Source organism: Streptomyces collinus (assembly GCF_031348265.1).
Lineage (GTDB): Bacteria > Actinomycetota > Actinomycetes > Streptomycetales > Streptomycetaceae > Streptomyces > Streptomyces collinus.
Window position 1 is genome coordinate 5,384,747 of sequence record NZ_CP133771.1, and the last position, 15,143, is coordinate 5,399,889.

12 protein-coding genes are annotated in these 15,143 nt (G+C 71.4%); 7 read left to right on the forward strand and 5 right to left on the reverse strand.

Annotation, left to right across the window (positions count from 1 at the left end; all coding sequences use genetic code 11):
- Nucleotides 1-81 precede the first annotated feature (81 nt).
- Together RFN52_RS24665 and RFN52_RS24670 are read right to left on the reverse strand one after the other, a co-directional pair.
- Nucleotides 82-855: an SDR family NAD(P)-dependent oxidoreductase gene (locus RFN52_RS24665; protein WP_184849072.1), complete on the reverse strand. Its 774-nt coding sequence runs from the start codon at nt 853-855 to the stop codon at nt 82-84.
- Nucleotides 856-949: 94 nt separating this feature from the next.
- Nucleotides 950-1,618 (reverse strand): MOSC domain-containing protein, encoded by a 669-nt coding sequence (locus RFN52_RS24670; protein WP_184849074.1) that lies wholly within the window; start codon nt 1,616-1,618, stop codon nt 950-952.
- An 81-nt stretch (nt 1,619-1,699) separates the two neighbouring features.
- Between RFN52_RS24670 and RFN52_RS24675 the strand changes: the two genes are divergently transcribed.
- Nucleotides 1,700-2,596 (forward strand): LysR family transcriptional regulator, encoded by an 897-nt coding sequence (locus RFN52_RS24675; protein ID WP_184849076.1) that lies wholly within the window; start codon nt 1,700-1,702, stop codon nt 2,594-2,596.
- Nucleotides 2,597-2,660: 64 nt separating this feature from the next.
- Here RFN52_RS24675 and RFN52_RS24680 read toward each other — a convergent pair whose 3' ends face one another.
- Entirely contained in the window at nt 2,661-2,990 is a 330-nt protein-coding gene (locus RFN52_RS24680) for a WhiB family transcriptional regulator (RefSeq protein WP_184849078.1), read from the reverse strand.
- A gap of 380 nt (nt 2,991-3,370) precedes the next feature.
- On the opposite strand from RFN52_RS24680, the gene RFN52_RS24685 reads away from it, so the two are divergent.
- The 4 genes from RFN52_RS24685 (at nt 3,371) to RFN52_RS24700 (ending at nt 7,923) form a co-directional block, all read left to right on the forward strand.
- Nucleotides 3,371-3,982: a response regulator transcription factor gene (locus RFN52_RS24685; protein ID WP_003948568.1), complete on the forward strand. Its 612-nt coding sequence runs from the start codon at nt 3,371-3,373 to the stop codon at nt 3,980-3,982.
- Nucleotides 3,983-4,448: 466 nt separating this feature from the next.
- Nucleotides 4,449-5,036 carry a sigma-70 family RNA polymerase sigma factor gene (locus RFN52_RS24690; RefSeq protein WP_033311556.1) on the forward strand — a complete coding sequence of 196 codons (588 nt, stop codon included), beginning with the start codon at nt 4,449-4,451 and terminating at the stop codon, nt 5,034-5,036.
- A 153-nt stretch (nt 5,037-5,189) separates the two neighbouring features.
- Complete coding sequence (gene guaB, locus RFN52_RS24695) at nt 5,190-6,695, forward strand: IMP dehydrogenase (RefSeq protein WP_031110302.1); 1,506 nt, start codon at nt 5,190-5,192, stop codon at nt 6,693-6,695.
- A 103-nt stretch (nt 6,696-6,798) separates the two neighbouring features.
- Nucleotides 6,799-7,923 (forward strand): GuaB3 family IMP dehydrogenase-related protein, encoded by a 1,125-nt coding sequence (locus RFN52_RS24700; protein ID WP_184849080.1) that lies wholly within the window; start codon nt 6,799-6,801, stop codon nt 7,921-7,923.
- Between the two features lie 545 nt (nt 7,924-8,468).
- Here RFN52_RS24700 and RFN52_RS24705 read toward each other — a convergent pair.
- Nucleotides 8,469-9,677, reverse strand: coding sequence for a nucleotide sugar dehydrogenase (locus tag RFN52_RS24705; RefSeq protein WP_184849082.1), 1,209 nt, complete (start codon nt 9,675-9,677; stop codon nt 8,469-8,471).
- Between the two features lie 268 nt (nt 9,678-9,945).
- Here RFN52_RS24705 and RFN52_RS24710 point away from each other — a divergent pair, with 268 nt between their 5' ends.
- Complete coding sequence (locus RFN52_RS24710) at nt 9,946-11,652, forward strand: glycerol-3-phosphate dehydrogenase/oxidase (protein ID WP_184849083.1); 1,707 nt, start codon at nt 9,946-9,948, stop codon at nt 11,650-11,652.
- Nucleotides 11,653-11,740: 88 nt separating this feature from the next.
- Here RFN52_RS24710 and RFN52_RS24715 read toward each other — a convergent pair whose 3' ends face one another.
- Complete coding sequence (locus RFN52_RS24715) at nt 11,741-12,784, reverse strand: serine hydrolase domain-containing protein (protein WP_184849085.1); 1,044 nt, start codon at nt 12,782-12,784, stop codon at nt 11,741-11,743.
- Nucleotides 12,785-12,955: 171 nt separating this feature from the next.
- Between RFN52_RS24715 and RFN52_RS24720 the strand changes: the two genes are divergently transcribed.
- Nucleotides 12,956-15,028, forward strand: coding sequence for a serine/threonine-protein kinase (locus RFN52_RS24720; protein WP_184849087.1), 2,073 nt, complete (start codon nt 12,956-12,958; stop codon nt 15,026-15,028).
- The last annotated feature ends 115 nt before the right edge of the window (nt 15,029-15,143 follow it).

The window sequence follows — 15,143 nt, forward strand, 5'->3', positions numbered from 1 at the left end:
TGAACAGCTTCATTGTCCCAAGGGGAGTGCCCGGGTGCCTCCCGGCTGCCGGCGGAGGAAGAGGAGCCGGCCGACGCGCGCCTACTGCGGCCCGTACTTCCGGCCCGTCCTGGAGGACACCGCCCCCAGCATCCCCCGCGGCACCAGCTTCGCCGCCCCCATCAGCGCCTTGTAGCGCGGGTCCGGGATGGACAGCGTCCTGCCACGCGCCAGATCGTGCAGCGCCGCCGCCACCAGCTTGTCCGCGTCCAGCCACATCCAGCCCGGGATGTTGTCGGTGCCCATCCCCGCCCGGTCGTGGAACTCGGTGCGCACGAAACCCGGGCAGAGCGCCATCAGCCGTACGCCGCTGCCGGCCAGGTCGCGTGCCGCACCCTGCGTGAACTGCACGACCCAGGCCTTGGAGGCGCCGTAGGTACCGCGGGGCACGAAGGCGGCCACCGACGCGACGTTGACCACGCCGCCCCGGCCGCGCTCGCGCATGGCCTCGGTCGCCGCCGACGTCAGCCGCAGCACCGCCTCGCAGTGCACCTTGAGCATCCGCAGCTCGTCGGCCATGGAGACGTCGAGGTAGCGGCCCTTGTTGCCGAACCCGGCGTTGTTGATCAGCAGGTCGACGGGGTTCTTGCGGTCGCCGAGGCGCCCGGCCACCGCCTCGATCCCCTTGTCCTCGGCCAGGTCGGCCGTCAGCACCTCCGCCTCGATGCCGTGCCGGTCGTGCAGCTCGGTCGCCTGCTCGCGAAGCCGCTTGGTGTCGCGGGCCACCAGCACCAGGTTGTGCCCGTCCGCCGCCAGTCGCCGCGCGAACGCGGCCCCGATGCCTGCCGTCGATCCCGTAATCAGAGCCGTTGTCATGGCAGAAGGTTAGTGACCTGGACTGAGTGCGTCCGCTTCCCCGTGGGGCCGTCCGTGGTGAAGGGTCCGTGGAGACAGGCGTGGTGAGCGGCGATCAGGCCCCGTACTTCTCCTCGTACTCCCGAGCCGTCCGCAGCAGCTCAGGGTGCAGGGCCTCGCCGGCGGCCAGCAGGCGCGGCAGCAGCGTCCGCTCGGTCGTCACCGCCCGGAACTGCAGGGCCACCGTCACGTCGTGGCGGGGCCGGTGCACGATCTCGACGGCATCGCCCGCGCGGATCTCCCCGGGCACGATCACCCGCAGATACGCCCCCGGCGCACCCCGCTGCGTGAACCGCTTGACCCAGCCCTTCTCGCCCAGGTGGCCCTGGAACGTCCGGCACGGGATCCGGCCGGAGGTGACCTCCAGCACCACCTCGGGCCCCACCCGCCAGCGCTCGCCGATCAGCGCACCGGACACGTCCAGTCCGCTGGTCGTGAGGTTCTCGCCGAACGCGCCGTCGGCCAGCGTCCGGCCCAGCTCGCGCTCCCACTCGTCCAGGTCCTCGCGGGCCATGGCGTACACCGCCTGGTCGTCGCCGCCGTGGTGCTCCAGCTTGCACACCGCGTCACCGGCCAGCCCGCTCCCGCCGACGCCCTTGGGCCCGGGCGCCGACACCCGCACCGGCCCGTCGACCGGCCGCTTGTCGATCCCGGTCACGCCCCCGGGGCCGTCCGCGTACGGCGCGGCCTCGGCGCGCCCCAGATTCACAGACAGAAGCTTCATGCTCCGCACGGTAAGCGACCACACCCCAAAGCGTCGACGCATTATTCGCATCACCATCAAAGGGTCGCTTATCCTCGAAGGGTGATCGAAGCTCGTCATCTCCGCGTCCTGCGCGCCGTCGCGACCACCGGCTCCTTCTCCGCCGCGGGCCGCGAGCTGGGCTGCACCCAGCCCGCCGTGAGCCAGCAGATGAAGGCCCTGGAGACCTCCGTCGGCACGCCGCTGCTGATCCGCACCGGACGGGAGATGCGTCTGACCCAGGCCGGCGAGGCCCTGGTGCGGCACGCCACCGGCATCCTCGCCGGGCTCACGGCCGCCGAGGAGGAGGTCGCCGCCATCGCCGGGCTGCGCGCGGGCCGGGTCCGGCTCGTCTCCTTCCCCAGCGGCAGCTCCACCCTCGTCCCCACGGCCCTCGCGGCGCTGCGCGCGGCGCACCCGGGCACCCGCGTCTCCCTGGAGGAGGCCGAGCCGCCCGCCTCCGTGGGCCTGCTGCGCGAGGGCGACTGCGACGTGGCGCTCGCCTTCCGCTACGAGGGGGCGGCGGGCGCGGAGGAGTGGGACGACCTCGTCGTACGGCCGCTGCTGTCGGACCGGCTCGTCGCACTCGTGCCGGAGCGGCACAGGCTCGCGGGCGCGGAGTCCGTCGCCATCGGCGAGCTCACCGAGGAGCCGTGGATCGCGGGCTGCCCGCGCTGTCGCGGACAGCTGGTCGAGGTGTGCGCGGCGGCCGGCTTCACCCCGCGCATCGACTTCGCGACCGATGACTACCCGGCCGTCGTCGGCCTCGTCGGCGCCGGTCTGGGCGTGGCCGTGCTGCCCCAGCTGGCCGTCGAGTCGGTACGGCCCCGGGGGGTGCGCACCGTTCGCCTCGAACCGGCGGTGCGCCGGGAGATCGTCGCGCTCACCCTGCCCGACCTCGCACAGGTCCCGGCCGTGGCGGCGACGCTCGACCAACTGGCCCGGGCCGCTCGCCGCTAGCGCGGCCCACGCGTCCCAAAAACCAACGGCACGCGTGCGCGTGCCCGTTTGCAGAAACGTTCCTTCAGTTGTTCGAGACGGTGTGCCCGCCCGATGCCGACGCCGACACCAGCCGGTTGCGCGCCCGCCCCATCAGCTCTTCGCGCTCGTCCTCGGTCAGCCCGCCCCACACGCCGTACGGCTCACGCACCGCCAGGGCGTGGGCGGCGCACTCGGCGCGTACCGGGCACCTCATGCAGACCTCTTTGGCCGAGTTCTCACGAGCGCTCCTCGCCGCACCGCGCTCACCCTCCGGATGGAAGAAGAGCGAGCTGTCCACGCCGCGACAGGCAGCCAGCAGCTGCCAGTCCCACAGGTCCGCGTTCGGTCCGGGAAGGCGGGAGAAATCTGCCATTACGTGACCCCTTGTTGCCGTTCTGGGCGGATCCGGTGTCTACGACCGTACAACTACGATCTAAGGAGATGAAAATATGACTCATTGCGAATCTAGCTCCAGACACTGGCAAAGCGGAAGAAATGGGTCTGAATGGGGCATAGGTTGTGATGAAAGTTCGAGGGTCTGCTGCGCATATCTGCACCGTGTCCGCCCCCTCACGTAGAGTGCCGAAGATGGCAGCCGCCCCCGTAACTCTTTCGAGTGACCGTCGTTGAGAGTGCGAGGCGGTTGAAGGAACAAGCGCTCGGACGGGTGTCCGAGGCGGTCGACCGCACAGGTGACGATTTCGTACCAGCCTGGAGGCTCAAGGTGACGCGCATCAGCTGCGGAGGGCGGTCATGACATCCGTCCTCGTCTGCGACGACTCCCCGCTTGCCCGAGAGGCGCTCCGTCGTGCGGTCGCGACCGTGCCCGGCGTAGAGCGCGTGACGACGGCGGCCAACGGCGAGGAAGTCCTCCGCCGCTGGGGGGCCGACCGCTCGGACCTGATTCTGATGGACGTACGCATGCCCGGACTGGGCGGCGTCGAGACGGTCCGGCGGCTGCTGTCCGCCGACCCCGGTGCGCGCATCATCATGCTCACCGTCGCCGAGGACCTGGACGGCGTGGCCCTCGCGGTCGCCGCCGGTGCCCGCGGCTATCTGCACAAGGACGCCTCCCGCGCGGAACTGCGCGCGACGGTGACCCAGGCCCTGGCCGACCCGACCTGGCGGCTCGCCCCGCGCCGGCTGCGCTCGGCCGAGATGGGCGCGGCGCCCACGCTCACGGCGCGTGAGATCCAGGTCCTCGAAGGTATGAGCCACGGCCGCTCGAACGCGGAGATCGGCCGCGAGCTGTTCCTCTCCGAGGACACCGTCAAGACGCACGCCCGGCGGCTGTTCAAGAAGCTGGGCGCCTCGGACCGGGCCCACGCCGTGGCGCTCGGCTTCCGGTGGGGACTGGTGCGCTAGGGCCTGTCCTTCGGATCGGGTCGGCTTCGACGCGCGGCCTCCGGCGAGAGCCGGAGAGCGGGGGCACGCGGATGCCCCCGCGTGAGCCGTACCCGCGCGGACCGGAGCCGGCGGCCGACGGCGACGCCGGCAGGGGGCCGCTCCCGCCCCGGCGAGGCCGACAGCCCGGGAGGGCGCGGGCTGGGGCCGAGGTCCCCGGGATGATCCGAACGGCAGGTCCCAGAGGTCGTGGTGAGGGCACGGAACGCCAGGTGGGCGTGGGTGGACCGGGGGTCCGCCCAGGGCCCGCTGCTCGTTTCGCCGCGGATGCCGCATCCTTGAGGGTGTGGAGTTCCTCGGGGACGAGTCGGTCGAGCGGAAGGGGAGGGCGCAGGGGATGAGTGCCGGCGCACCTGCTCATAACGCTTCGGTGCACAACAACGGGAGCGGTGCCGCGGAGCCGGCGGCCGCAAGGCACCATGGACCGATGCGCGACGACGAGGCGGCCCATGCCCAGGGCGCGATCGGTGCGCTCGTCCACCGCGCCGTCGACGGGGACGAGCAGGCGACGCACGACCTGCTCGCCCATGTCCACCCCTTGGCCCTGCGCTACTGCCGCACCCGTCTGTCCCGTCTCCCGGGCGACGCGCGGCACTTCGTGGAGGACCTCGCGCAGGAGGTCTGCGTGGCGGTGCTCCTCGCACTGCCCCGCTACCGGGACACCGGCCGCCCGTTCGAGGCGTTCGTCTTCGCCATCGCCGCGCACAAGGTCGCCGACCTCCAGCGCGCGGCGATGCGTCACCCCGGCTCGACGGCCGTCCCCTCCGACGAGATGCCCGAGCGCCCGGACGACTCCCTCGGCCCGGAGGAGCGCGCCCTGCTCAGCAGCGACGCGGAATGGGCCAAGAAACTCCTGGCCAACCTCCCCGAGAACCAGCGGGAGCTGCTCCTGCTGCGGATCGCGGTGGGGCTGACGGCCGAGGAGACCGGCCAGATGTTGGGAATGTCACCCGGGGCGGTCCGGGTGGCTCAGCACAGGGCGCTGAGCCGGCTGCGGGCGCTGGCCGAGCAGTAGCCCTGCTTGAAGAACCCCTGAGTTGAACAGGCGGTGCGCCGCTTCCGTACGAACATACGAAGCCCGGAGCCAGGCGGAACCGTGGAATGAGACAGCCTCGCTTCCCGTTAGCATGGACATCCGCACCGATCAAGGCCATTTGGGGAAGGTGTCATGACTGCCAACGTCGACGGAGTGCCCGGTAAATTCGCGACACTCGGGCTGACCTACGACGACGTGCTGCTGCTGCCGGGTGCATCCGAAGTGCTCCCCAACGCGGTCGACACCTCGTCCCGCATCTCCCGCAACGTCCGGGTCAACATCCCGCTGCTCTCCGCGGCGATGGACAAGGTGACCGAGTCCCGCATGGCGATCGCGATGGCCCGCCAGGGCGGCGTCGGCGTGCTGCACCGCAACCTCTCCATCGAGGACCAGGTCAACCAGGTCGACCTGGTGAAGCGCTCCGAGTCCGGCATGGTCACCGACCCGATCACGGTGCACCCCGACGCCACGCTGGGCGAGGCCGACGCCCTGTGCGCCAAGTTCCGCATCAGCGGCGTCCCGGTCACCGACGGCAACAAGAAGCTGCTCGGCATCGTCACCAACCGCGACATGGCCTTCGAGACCGACCGCACGCGTCAGGTGCGCGAGGTCATGACGCCGATGCCGCTGGTCACCGGCAAGGTCGGCATCTCCGGCGCCGACGCCATGGAGCTGTTGCGCCGCCACAAGATCGAGAAGCTTCCCCTGGTCGACGACGCGGGTGTCCTCAAGGGCCTCATCACGGTCAAGGACTTCGTCAAGGCCGAGCAGTACCCCAACGCGGCCAAGGACTCCGAGGGCCGGCTGCTCGTCGGTGCGGCCGTGGGAGCCAGCCCCGAGGCCCTGGAGCGTGCCCAGGCGCTCGCCGGTGCCGGTGTGGACTTCCTGGTCGTCGACACCTCGCACGGCCACAACAGCAACGCCCTCAGCTGGATGGCGAAGATCAAGTCGAGCGTCGGCGTCGACGTGATCGGCGGCAACGTCGCCACGCGTGACGGCGCCCAGGCGCTGATCGACGCCGGCGTCGACGGCATCAAGGTGGGCGTGGGCCCCGGCTCGATCTGCACCACCCGCGTGGTCGCCGGTATCGGCGTCCCGCAGGTCACGGCCATCTACGAGGCGTCCCTCGCGGCCCGCCCGGCCGGTATCCCGCTGATCGGCGACGGCGGCCTGCAGTACTCCGGCGACATCGGCAAGGCCCTGGCCGCCGGTGCCGACACCGTGATGCTGGGCAGTCTCCTCGCCGGCTGTGAGGAGTCCCCGGGCGAGCTGCAGTTCATCAACGGCAAGCAGTTCAAGTCGTACCGCGGCATGGGCTCGCTCGGCGCGATGCAGTCCCGCGGCCAGGCCAAGTCGTACTCCAAGGACCGTTACTTCCAGGCCGAGGTCGGCTCCGACGACAAGCTCGTGCCCGAGGGCATCGAGGGCCAGGTGCCCTACCGCGGCCCGCTGGCCAACGTCCTGCACCAGCTCGTCGGCGGTCTGCGCCAGACCATGGGCTACGTGGGCGCCGCATCCATCGACGAGATGGAGACCAAGGGCCGCTTCGTCCGGATCACCTCCGCGGGCCTCAAGGAGAGCCACCCGCACGACATCCAGATGACGGTCGAGGCACCGAACTACAGCCGCAGCAAGTAGCGGCCGGCCTCCCAGGGCGGCTCCGGAGCATCCGGGGCCGCCCTCGCCGTGCCCGTCGGCGATACTGGAAGACGCTGCAACGCATCAGGGAAAGGCCACAGACGTGACTGAGATCGAGATCGGGCGCGGCAAGCGCGGCCGCCGGGCGTACGCCTTCGACGACATCGCCGTCGTCCCCAGCCGCCGTACGCGGGACCCGAAGGAGGTCTCGATCGCCTGGCAGATCGACGCCTACCGCTTCGAGCTGCCCTTCCTGGCCGCCCCCATGGACTCGGTCGTCTCCCCGGCCACCGCCATCCGTATCGGCGAGCTCGGCGGCCTCGGCGTGCTGAACCTCGAAGGCCTGTGGACGCGCTACGAGGACCCGCAGCCGTTGCTCGACGAGATCACCGGGCTGGACGCGGAGACCGCGACCCGCCGTCTGCAGGAGATCTATGCGGCTCCCATCAAGGAGGAGCTGATCGGGCAGCGCCTCAAGGAGGTGCGCGACTCCGGCGTCGTCACCGCCGCCGCGCTCTCCCCGCAGCGCACCGCCCAGTTCTCCAAGGCCGTCGTGGACGCGGGCGTGGACATCTTCGTCATCCGCGGTACGACGGTCTCCGCCGAGCACGTCTCCGGCGCGCACGAGCCGCTCAACCTCAAGCAGTTCATCTACGAGCTGGACGTCCCGGTGATCGTCGGCGGCTGCGCCACGTACACGGCGGCCCTGCACCTGATGCGCACCGGCGCGGCGGGTGTGCTGGTCGGCTTCGGCGGCGGCGCCGCGCACACCACGCGCAACGTGCTCGGTATCCAGGTGCCCATGGCGACGGCGGTCGCCGACGTGGCCGCCGCGCGCCGCGACTACATGGACGAGTCGGGCGGCCGGTACGTGCACGTGATCGCGGACGGCGGTGTCGGCTGGTCCGGCGACCTGCCCAAGGCGATCGCCTGCGGCGCGGACTCGGTGATGATGGGCTCCCCGCTGGCCCGTGCCACGGACGGGCCGGGCCGTGGCCACCACTGGGGCATGGAGGCCGTGAACGAGGAGCTGCCGCGCGGCAAGAAGGTCGCCCTCGGTACGGTCGGCACCCTGGAGGAGATCCTCACGGGCCCGTCCCACACCCCCGACGGCTCGATGAACCTCTTCGGCGCCCTGCGCCGCGCCATGTCCATGACGGGCTACAGCGAGCTCAAGGAGTTCCAGCGCGTCGAGGTGACGGTGGCGGACTCACAGCACTCGCGGTAGTCCGTTCCGACGGAGAAGGGCCTGGTCACTCGGGGGAGTGACCGGGCCCTTTTGCGTGCCCAAGTGGCTCTGGCGGGGCGCGTGTTGCCGTTGGGGGGCGCACGGGTGCCTTCGGGCCCTTCGGCCCCGTGGAAGGCGGTTTCGAGGCGCTAGTGTCCTTGATCGGCGCCCCGGTTCTTCTGGGTGCCCCCTTCCAAGGACATGGTCCGGACCCCGCCCTCGGGGCCCGGCCCGAATTCCGACGTGCCGCCTACCGGGTCGCTGGGCGGCGTGGTGGAAGGGGGCGCCCATGGGACGTCACCGCAAGCCCACCCGCTGGGACCGACTCCGTCTTCGGATGGTGCAGTGCCGGAGGAGGTGGATCTTGCGGATTTTCGGATGGTGAGCGGCCGCCCCCACGAGAACTAGGGGCGGACACTCCGTGATCCATCCAGGAGCCTGCCGCAGTGGCCACTGCGGTGGGCTCCACCTGTGTCCGTAAGGTACCCGCGCCGCGTGCCTCATGCCACCAGTCGCCTGGGCTCACGCACCCCGCGCGCCCCCCTTCACAACCGATGCGCCGCCCCCGTAGGCGCCGCCCCTCGCGTGTCCAGCAGCAGCTGGGCCTTCACCGACAGGCCCTGGAGGTCATACGTGCGGTGCTGCTGGAGGAGGATGGTCAGGTCCGCGTCGGCTGCTGCCTCGTAGAGGGAGTCAGCGCGGGGGATCGGGTGGTCGTAGACGCTCCAGGACGGGACGTACGGGTCGTGGTAGCTGACCGTCGCGCCCAGTTCCCTCAGACGCAGGGCGATCTCCCGGGCCGGAGTGCCCTGGAGGTCGGCGAGGTCGGGCTTGTAGGTGACGCCGAGGAGGAGCACGCGGGCGCCCCGGGCCGACTTGCCGTGTTCGTTGAGGAGGGCGGCGGCGCGCTGGACGACGTAGCCCGGCATGCGGTTGTTGACCTCCTGGGCCAGTTCCACCATGCGCAGCCCGCGGCCGCCGCCGGCGGTCATGTCCTGGGGGACGGAGTGGCCGCCGACGCCGGGGCCCGGGCGGAAGGCCTGGAAGCCGAACGGCTTGGTCTCCGCGCAGCGGATGACGTCCCACAGGTCGACGCCCAGGTCGTTGCAGAGGACGGCCATCTCGTTGACGAGGGCGATGTTCACGTGCCGGTAGTTGGTCTCCAGCAACTGCACGGTCTCCGCTTCGCGGGGTCCACGCGCACGTACCACCTTGTCGGTCAGCCGTGCGTGGAACGCGGCGGCCGACTCGGTGCAGGCCGGGGTGAGGCCGCCGATGACCTTGGGGGTGGTGGCGGGCGTGACGTCGCGGTTGCCCGGGTCGACGCGGCTGGGGGAGTACGCGAGGTGGAAGTCGCGCCCGGCGCGCAGACCGGAGCCCTCCTCCAGGAGCGGACGCAGGAATCCCTCAGTCGTCCCCGGGTACACGGGTGACTCCAGGATCACTGTGGTGTGCGGGCGCAGATGGGCGGCCAGGGTGCGGGCGGCCGTCTCCAGCTGGCTCAGGTCGAGCCCGCCGTCCGCGCCCCGCGGGGTCGGCGCGCAGATGACCGCGGTGCGTACCCGGCCGAGCTCGGCCGGGTCGGTGGTCGGCCGGAAGCCCCCCGCGAGCATCCGGCGCAGTTCGGCGGGGCTGAGCGAGCCCGCCTCGGGTCCGGTCCGGTAGCCGATGGTGGGGATGCCGGCGGCGACGGCGGCCTGGGCCAGGGGCAGGCCGTACGTGCCGAGTCCGATGACGGCGAGATCTGCGGGCATGGCGGCCGTCCTTCCCGATAGCCGAAGTGGGACAGGTGCGCAAGCCCTGTGGACAGAACGGGCGAGCGCAATGTCAGACTAGGAGTAAATATGACCGATATGCGGGATTGCCCGGCCGAGTTTCGGTGAGTGTTCCGTGAGCGTTGTCCACAGGCTGAGGGTCCGTGGTGGCTGAAGTCGGGCAACCCGGTCAGAATCTGGGCAGGGGATACGGACGGGGTCTCACCCGACGGGTGCGGCCCGCGCGACCGATGAGCGGGAGGCAGCGGTGAGGACAGCGACACTCGGACCGGCGCAGCGCGCCGAGTCACTCGCATCTATGGCCGAGCGCGAGCTGGACGTGCTGGTGGTGGGTGCAGGCGTGGTCGGTGCGGGCACCGCGCTCGACGCCGTGACGCGGGGCTTGTCCACCGGTCTGGTCGAAGCCCGTGACTGGGCGTCCGGCACCTCGAGCCGGTCCAGCAAGCTCATCCACGGCGGCCTGCGCTATCTGGAGATGCTCGACTTCGCCCTCGTCCGCGAGGCCCTCAAGGAACGCGGCCTGCTGCTGGAGCGGCTCGCCCCGCACCTGGTGAAGCCCGTGCCGTTCCTCTATCCGTTGCAGCACAAAGGGTGGGAGCGGCTGTACGCCGGGTCGGGCGTCGCCATGTACGACGCCATGTCCATGGCGCGCGGGCACGGCCGGGGCCTGCCGATGCACCGTCACCTGACGCGCTCTCACGCCCTGCGCGTGGCCCCCTGCTTGAAGAAGGACGCCCTGGTCGGGGCGTTGCAGTACTACGACGCCCAGATGGACGACGCCCGGTATGTGACGAACCTGGTGCGCACGGCGGTGGCGTACGGCGCGAAGGCGGCCAACCGCGCCCGTGTGACGGGGTTCCTGCGCGAGGGTGAGCGGGTCGTCGGCGCGCGGGTGCAGGACGTCGAGGGGGGCGGTGAGTACGAGATCCGCGCCAAGCAGGTCGTCAACGCCACCGGCGTGTGGACGGACGACACCCAGGCGATGGTCGGGGAGCGCGGCCAGTTCCACGTCCGGGCGTCCAAGGGCATCCACCTGGTCGTCCCGCGCGACCGGATCCATTCCACGACCGGGCTGATCCTGCGCACGGAGAAGTCCGTGCTGTTCGTCATCCCCTGGGGCCGGCACTGGATCGTCGGCACCACGGACACCGACTGGGACCTCGACAAGGCCCACCCCGCCGCCTCCAGCGCGGACATCGACTACCTGCTGGAACACGTGAACTCGGTGCTCTCGGTGCCGCTCACGAGGGACGACGTCCAAGGCGTGTACGCGGGCCTGCGGCCGCTGCTCGCCGGCGAGTCGGACGCCACCAGCAAGCTCTCGCGCGAGCACACCGTGGCGCATCCGGTGCCCGGGCTGGTCGTCGTGGCGGGCGGCAAGTACACGACGTACCGGGTCATGGCCAAGGACGCGGTGGACGCGGCGGTGCACGGGCTCGACATGCGCGTCGCCGAGTGCGTCACCGAGGACGTGCCGCTGCTGGGCGCCGAGGGCTACCGGGCGCTGTGGAACGCGCGGGCGCGGATCGCCGCCCGGACCGGACTCCACGTGGTGCGGGTCGAGCACCTGCTGAACCGCTACGGGACGATGACCGAGGAGCTGCTCGCGCTCATCGCGGAGGACTCGTCGCTGGGCGAGCCCCTGGCGGCGGCCGACGACTACCTGCGCGCCGAGATCGTGTACGCGGCATCCCACGAGGGGGCGCGGCACCTGGACGACGTGCTGACGCGGCGGACGCGCATCTCGATCGAGACCTTCGACCGGGGCGCCCGCAGCGCACGCGACGCCGCCGAGCTGATGGCGCCCGTGCTGGGCTGGGACAAGGACCAGATCGAGCGCGAGGTCGAGCACTACCAGAAGCGGGTGGAGGCCGAGCGGGAGTCGCAGCGGCAGCCCGACGACCTGACGGCGGACGCGGCGCGGCTGGGGGCGCCGGACATCGTGCCGTTGTAGACACCGCACGTCTCCGGACGGGGCGGCGCCCCTCGTATCACCCGAACGAGTGTCGGGAAATGGGATCTCCGTTCGGAATCGGGTCGTTCTACGAGGTGCGGGGGCAGAACTCGGCAGTGAGTAAGGCGGGTTCGAGACCGGGATCTGCGATCGCGTCCGTGTTCACGCGGAAGGTGAGGACACGCCGGCCGTCGACGGTGGCTGCGGTGCGCACGTAGCTGCCGGATATGTGCCCGTTGTGCCCCCACACCGTCGTGCCGCACGGAAGTTTCTCGGGAAACAGCCCCATGCCGTACGCGCCGTGTGCGGCACGGGTGTCGAGCATCTCGCGCAGCCAGTGCGGGGGCAGCAGCCGGCCGCCGAGCAGGGCCCCGTAGAAGCGGTCCAGATCGGCCAGTGTGGACACCAACTCGCCCGCGGCTCCGGCCACCCGCGGGTCGAGTTCGGTGACGTCGGTTCCGTCGGCGGCGTAGGCACGGCCGTGCGGAGTGGGCAGCGAGGTGCGGGATCCGGGGAAGGAGGTGCCCGTCAGGCGCAGGGGGGTGATGATGCGGCGCTCGGCTTCGGTGGCGTACGAGTGGCCGGTGGTCTGCTGGATGACCAAACCCAGCAGGACGTAGTTGGTGTTCGAGTAGGCGAACCGGCCGTGTTCGCCCGGGGGGTGGGTGAGAGCGATGTCCAGGGACTGACGGGGGGTGACGGGCGCGGTTCCGTCGGTGTCCGTGGTGAAGTCGTGCAGTCCGCTGGTGTGGGTGAGCAGGGAGCGCAGGGTCAGCGCGCGGCCGTCGTTGCCTGCTCCTCGCACCAGACCCGGCAGGTGCTGCTCCACCGTGTCGGACAGCGACAGCCGATGCTCGGCGGCCAGTTGCAGCACGACCGTCGCGATGAACGTCTTCGTGATGCTTCCGGCGCGGAAATGGTCCTGCCGGGAGATGCCCGGTCCGGTGCCGGCATAGCGGGTCGTGGCGCCCTCCCGGGCCAGCAGGGCCGCGGCCGGGGCCCTGCCCTGGGTCACCAGCAGTGGCAGCACCGCGTCGGTGGGCGGCATCGAGAGGGCGGAGGAGTCCGCCGGCATCAGACCGAACAGGGCGGCGGCCACCGGCAGTGCCAGCAATGTCCTAAACGGCGGCATACGGTCTCCTCCCTGATCAGGGCCCATCATGCAAGGCCGCGCGGGGCAGGCCGCACCCGGGTTGCCGGGGGGCGGGCCCGCGGGTGCTCGCCAGGGGGCCCCTGGGCGCCGGGCACTTGTCGGGTGAGAGACAATGGAGGCTCTGTCAGGGCGGGTTGTATGAGGGGACGCATGTCGGAGGCGGAGCGGGCGGGCACATCTCGTCAGGACACTCGTCAGGACAACAGGGAGCGTCTCCTCGCGGGGCGTTACCGGCTGGGCAAGGTGCTCGGTCGGGGAGGCATGGGCACGGTGTGGCGGGCCCAGGACGAGACCCTCGGGCGGACGGTCGCCGTCAAGGAGCTGCGGTTCCCGTCGAACATCGACGAGGAGGAGAAGCGGCGGCTGATCACGCGGACGCTGCGCGAGGCCAAGGCGATCGCGCGGATCCGCAACAACAGCGCCGTGACGGTCTTCGACGTCGTCCAGGAGGACGACCGGCCCTGGATCGTGATGGAGCTCGTCGAGGGCAAGTCGCTCGCCGAGGTCATCCGGGAGGACGGTCTCCTCGAACCGAAGCGCGCCGCCGAGGTCGGGCTCGCCGTCCTCGACGTGCTGCGGTCCGCCCACCGCGAGGGCATCCTGCACCGTGACGTGAAGCCGTCGAACGTGCTGATCGCCGAGGACGGCCGGGTCGTGCTCACCGACTTCGGCATCGCCCAGGTCGAGGGCGACCCGTCCATCACCTCGACCGGCATGCTCGTCGGCGCGCCCTCCTACATCTCCCCGGAGCGGGCGCGCGGGCACAAGCCGGGCCCGGCGGCCGACCTGTGGTCCCTCGGCGGGCTGCTGTACGCGGCGGTGGAGGGCGCTCCGCCGTACGACAAGGGGTCGGCCATAGCGACCCTCACGGCCGTGATGACCGAGCCGCTGGAGGAGCCGAAGAACGCGGGGCCGCTGAAGGACGTCATCCACGGGCTGCTCACGAAGGACCCCGCGCAGCGGCTGGACGACGCGGGCGCCCGGGCGATGCTGAACTCGGTCCTGCGCGCGCCCGAGACGGCCGAGCCGGAGCCGCTGGACGCGACGAAGGTCGTGCCGCTGCCGGCGCAGCCGGACAGGTCCTCGGGCAAGGGCGGTTCGACCGGCTCCGGGAGCAAGCGGGGCGAGGAGGCCGGGGAGCGGTTGCGCGGGGCGCTGCGCTCCGTGCGCAAGGCCGCCGTGGGGACGGCTGCCGCGGGATCGGCCGCCAGTGCCACGTCAGGGGATAAGTCCGGGGCCGCCAAGGGTTCTTCCCCGGCGGCGGGCACGGCCTCCGCGGAGCCGGACGGCGGTGCGGGCCGGGGCGGGGCCGCGGGTGGGTCCGGGGCGCAGTCGGGCTCGGCGGCCGCCGGTGCCGGTGTGGGTGCCGGTGAGCGGAGTGGGCCGGAGACGAAGACGGCGTCCGGGGGGCGGAGCTCGGGATGGCCCGTCATGCCGCCGCCGGACCTGCCGCCGCGGCCGGTGCCCCGGGCGCCGCTCACCGACGTGGTGCCGCGGCGGACCCTGATGATCATCGCGCTGGTCGTGGTGCTCGCCGTGATCGGCACCGTGCTCGCGATCGCGTTCAGCGGTGACGGCAAGGACGCGAAGGGTGCCTCCGGTGAGGGCGGCGGGAAGACCGTCGCGACGGCGTCGAGCAGCGGTGACACCAAGGGCGACGACGCCGACGGCACGCGCACGGACGGCGGGGAGACCCAGCCCACCCCGTCCGGGCCCGCCTCGAACAGCACGCCGAGCGGCGGGGCGAACGGTTCCTCGGGCGAGGGCGGCACCGGCGGCGGGAAGGGCACCGCAGCGGAGTCGACTCACCAGGGCGACCAGGGGTACTCGATCGGTCTGCCGAAGGGGTGGAAGTACCGGTCCACGGGTGCGGCGGGCGACCGCTTCACCGGGCCCGACGGGCAGAAGCTGCTCATCGCCTGGACGTCCACGCCCAAGGGCGACCCGGTGGCGGACTGGAAGAACCAGGAACGCTTCATGGTGCGCGCGCAGTACAAGAAGATCCGCATAGAGAAGGTGGACTACCGCGACTGGAACACGGCCGACTGGGAGTTCACCTACACGGACGGCGGCACCAAGTACCGGACGATCGACCGGGGTTTCGTGGTCGACGACCGGCAGGGGTACGCGCTGATGTACACGGCGAAGGCGGCCGGCTGGGACGACGCGTCGCGCAAGGAGACCTGGCGGACGCTGACGAAGACCTTCGAACCCAAGTCCTGAGCATGAGGCGCCCCGGGTTTGGGGAGTGAGATCTGGCATCCCCGCATTGCGGGTTGCCTGCGGCACGTATCGTAAATGTTTGCGGACCGTGCGCAGCCGAAACGGACCGCGGGGC

Excerpts from the sequence above, each read along its gene's own strand:
- RFN52_RS24685 (WP_003948568.1), top strand. The coding sequence starts at position 3,371 with ATGACATCCGTCCTCGTCTGCGACGACTCCCCGCTTGCCCGAGAGGCG.
- RFN52_RS24715 (WP_184849085.1), bottom strand. The coding sequence starts at position 12,784 with ATGCCGCCGTTTAGGACATTGCTGGCACTGCCGGTGGCCGCCGCCCTG.
- RFN52_RS24665 (WP_184849072.1), bottom strand. The coding sequence starts at position 855 with ATGACAACGGCTCTGATTACGGGATCGACGGCAGGCATCGGGGCCGCG.
- RFN52_RS24670 (WP_184849074.1), bottom strand. The coding sequence starts at position 1,618 with ATGAAGCTTCTGTCTGTGAATCTGGGGCGCGCCGAGGCCGCGCCGTAC.
- guaB (WP_031110302.1), top strand. The coding sequence starts at position 5,190 with ATGACTGCCAACGTCGACGGAGTGCCCGGTAAATTCGCGACACTCGGG.
- RFN52_RS24720 (WP_184849087.1), top strand. The coding sequence starts at position 12,956 with ATGTCGGAGGCGGAGCGGGCGGGCACATCTCGTCAGGACACTCGTCAG.
- RFN52_RS24680 (WP_184849078.1), bottom strand. The coding sequence starts at position 2,990 with ATGGCAGATTTCTCCCGCCTTCCCGGACCGAACGCGGACCTGTGGGAC.
- RFN52_RS24690 (WP_033311556.1), top strand. The coding sequence starts at position 4,449 with ATGCGCGACGACGAGGCGGCCCATGCCCAGGGCGCGATCGGTGCGCTC.
- RFN52_RS24705 (WP_184849082.1), bottom strand. The coding sequence starts at position 9,677 with ATGCCCGCAGATCTCGCCGTCATCGGACTCGGCACGTACGGCCTGCCC.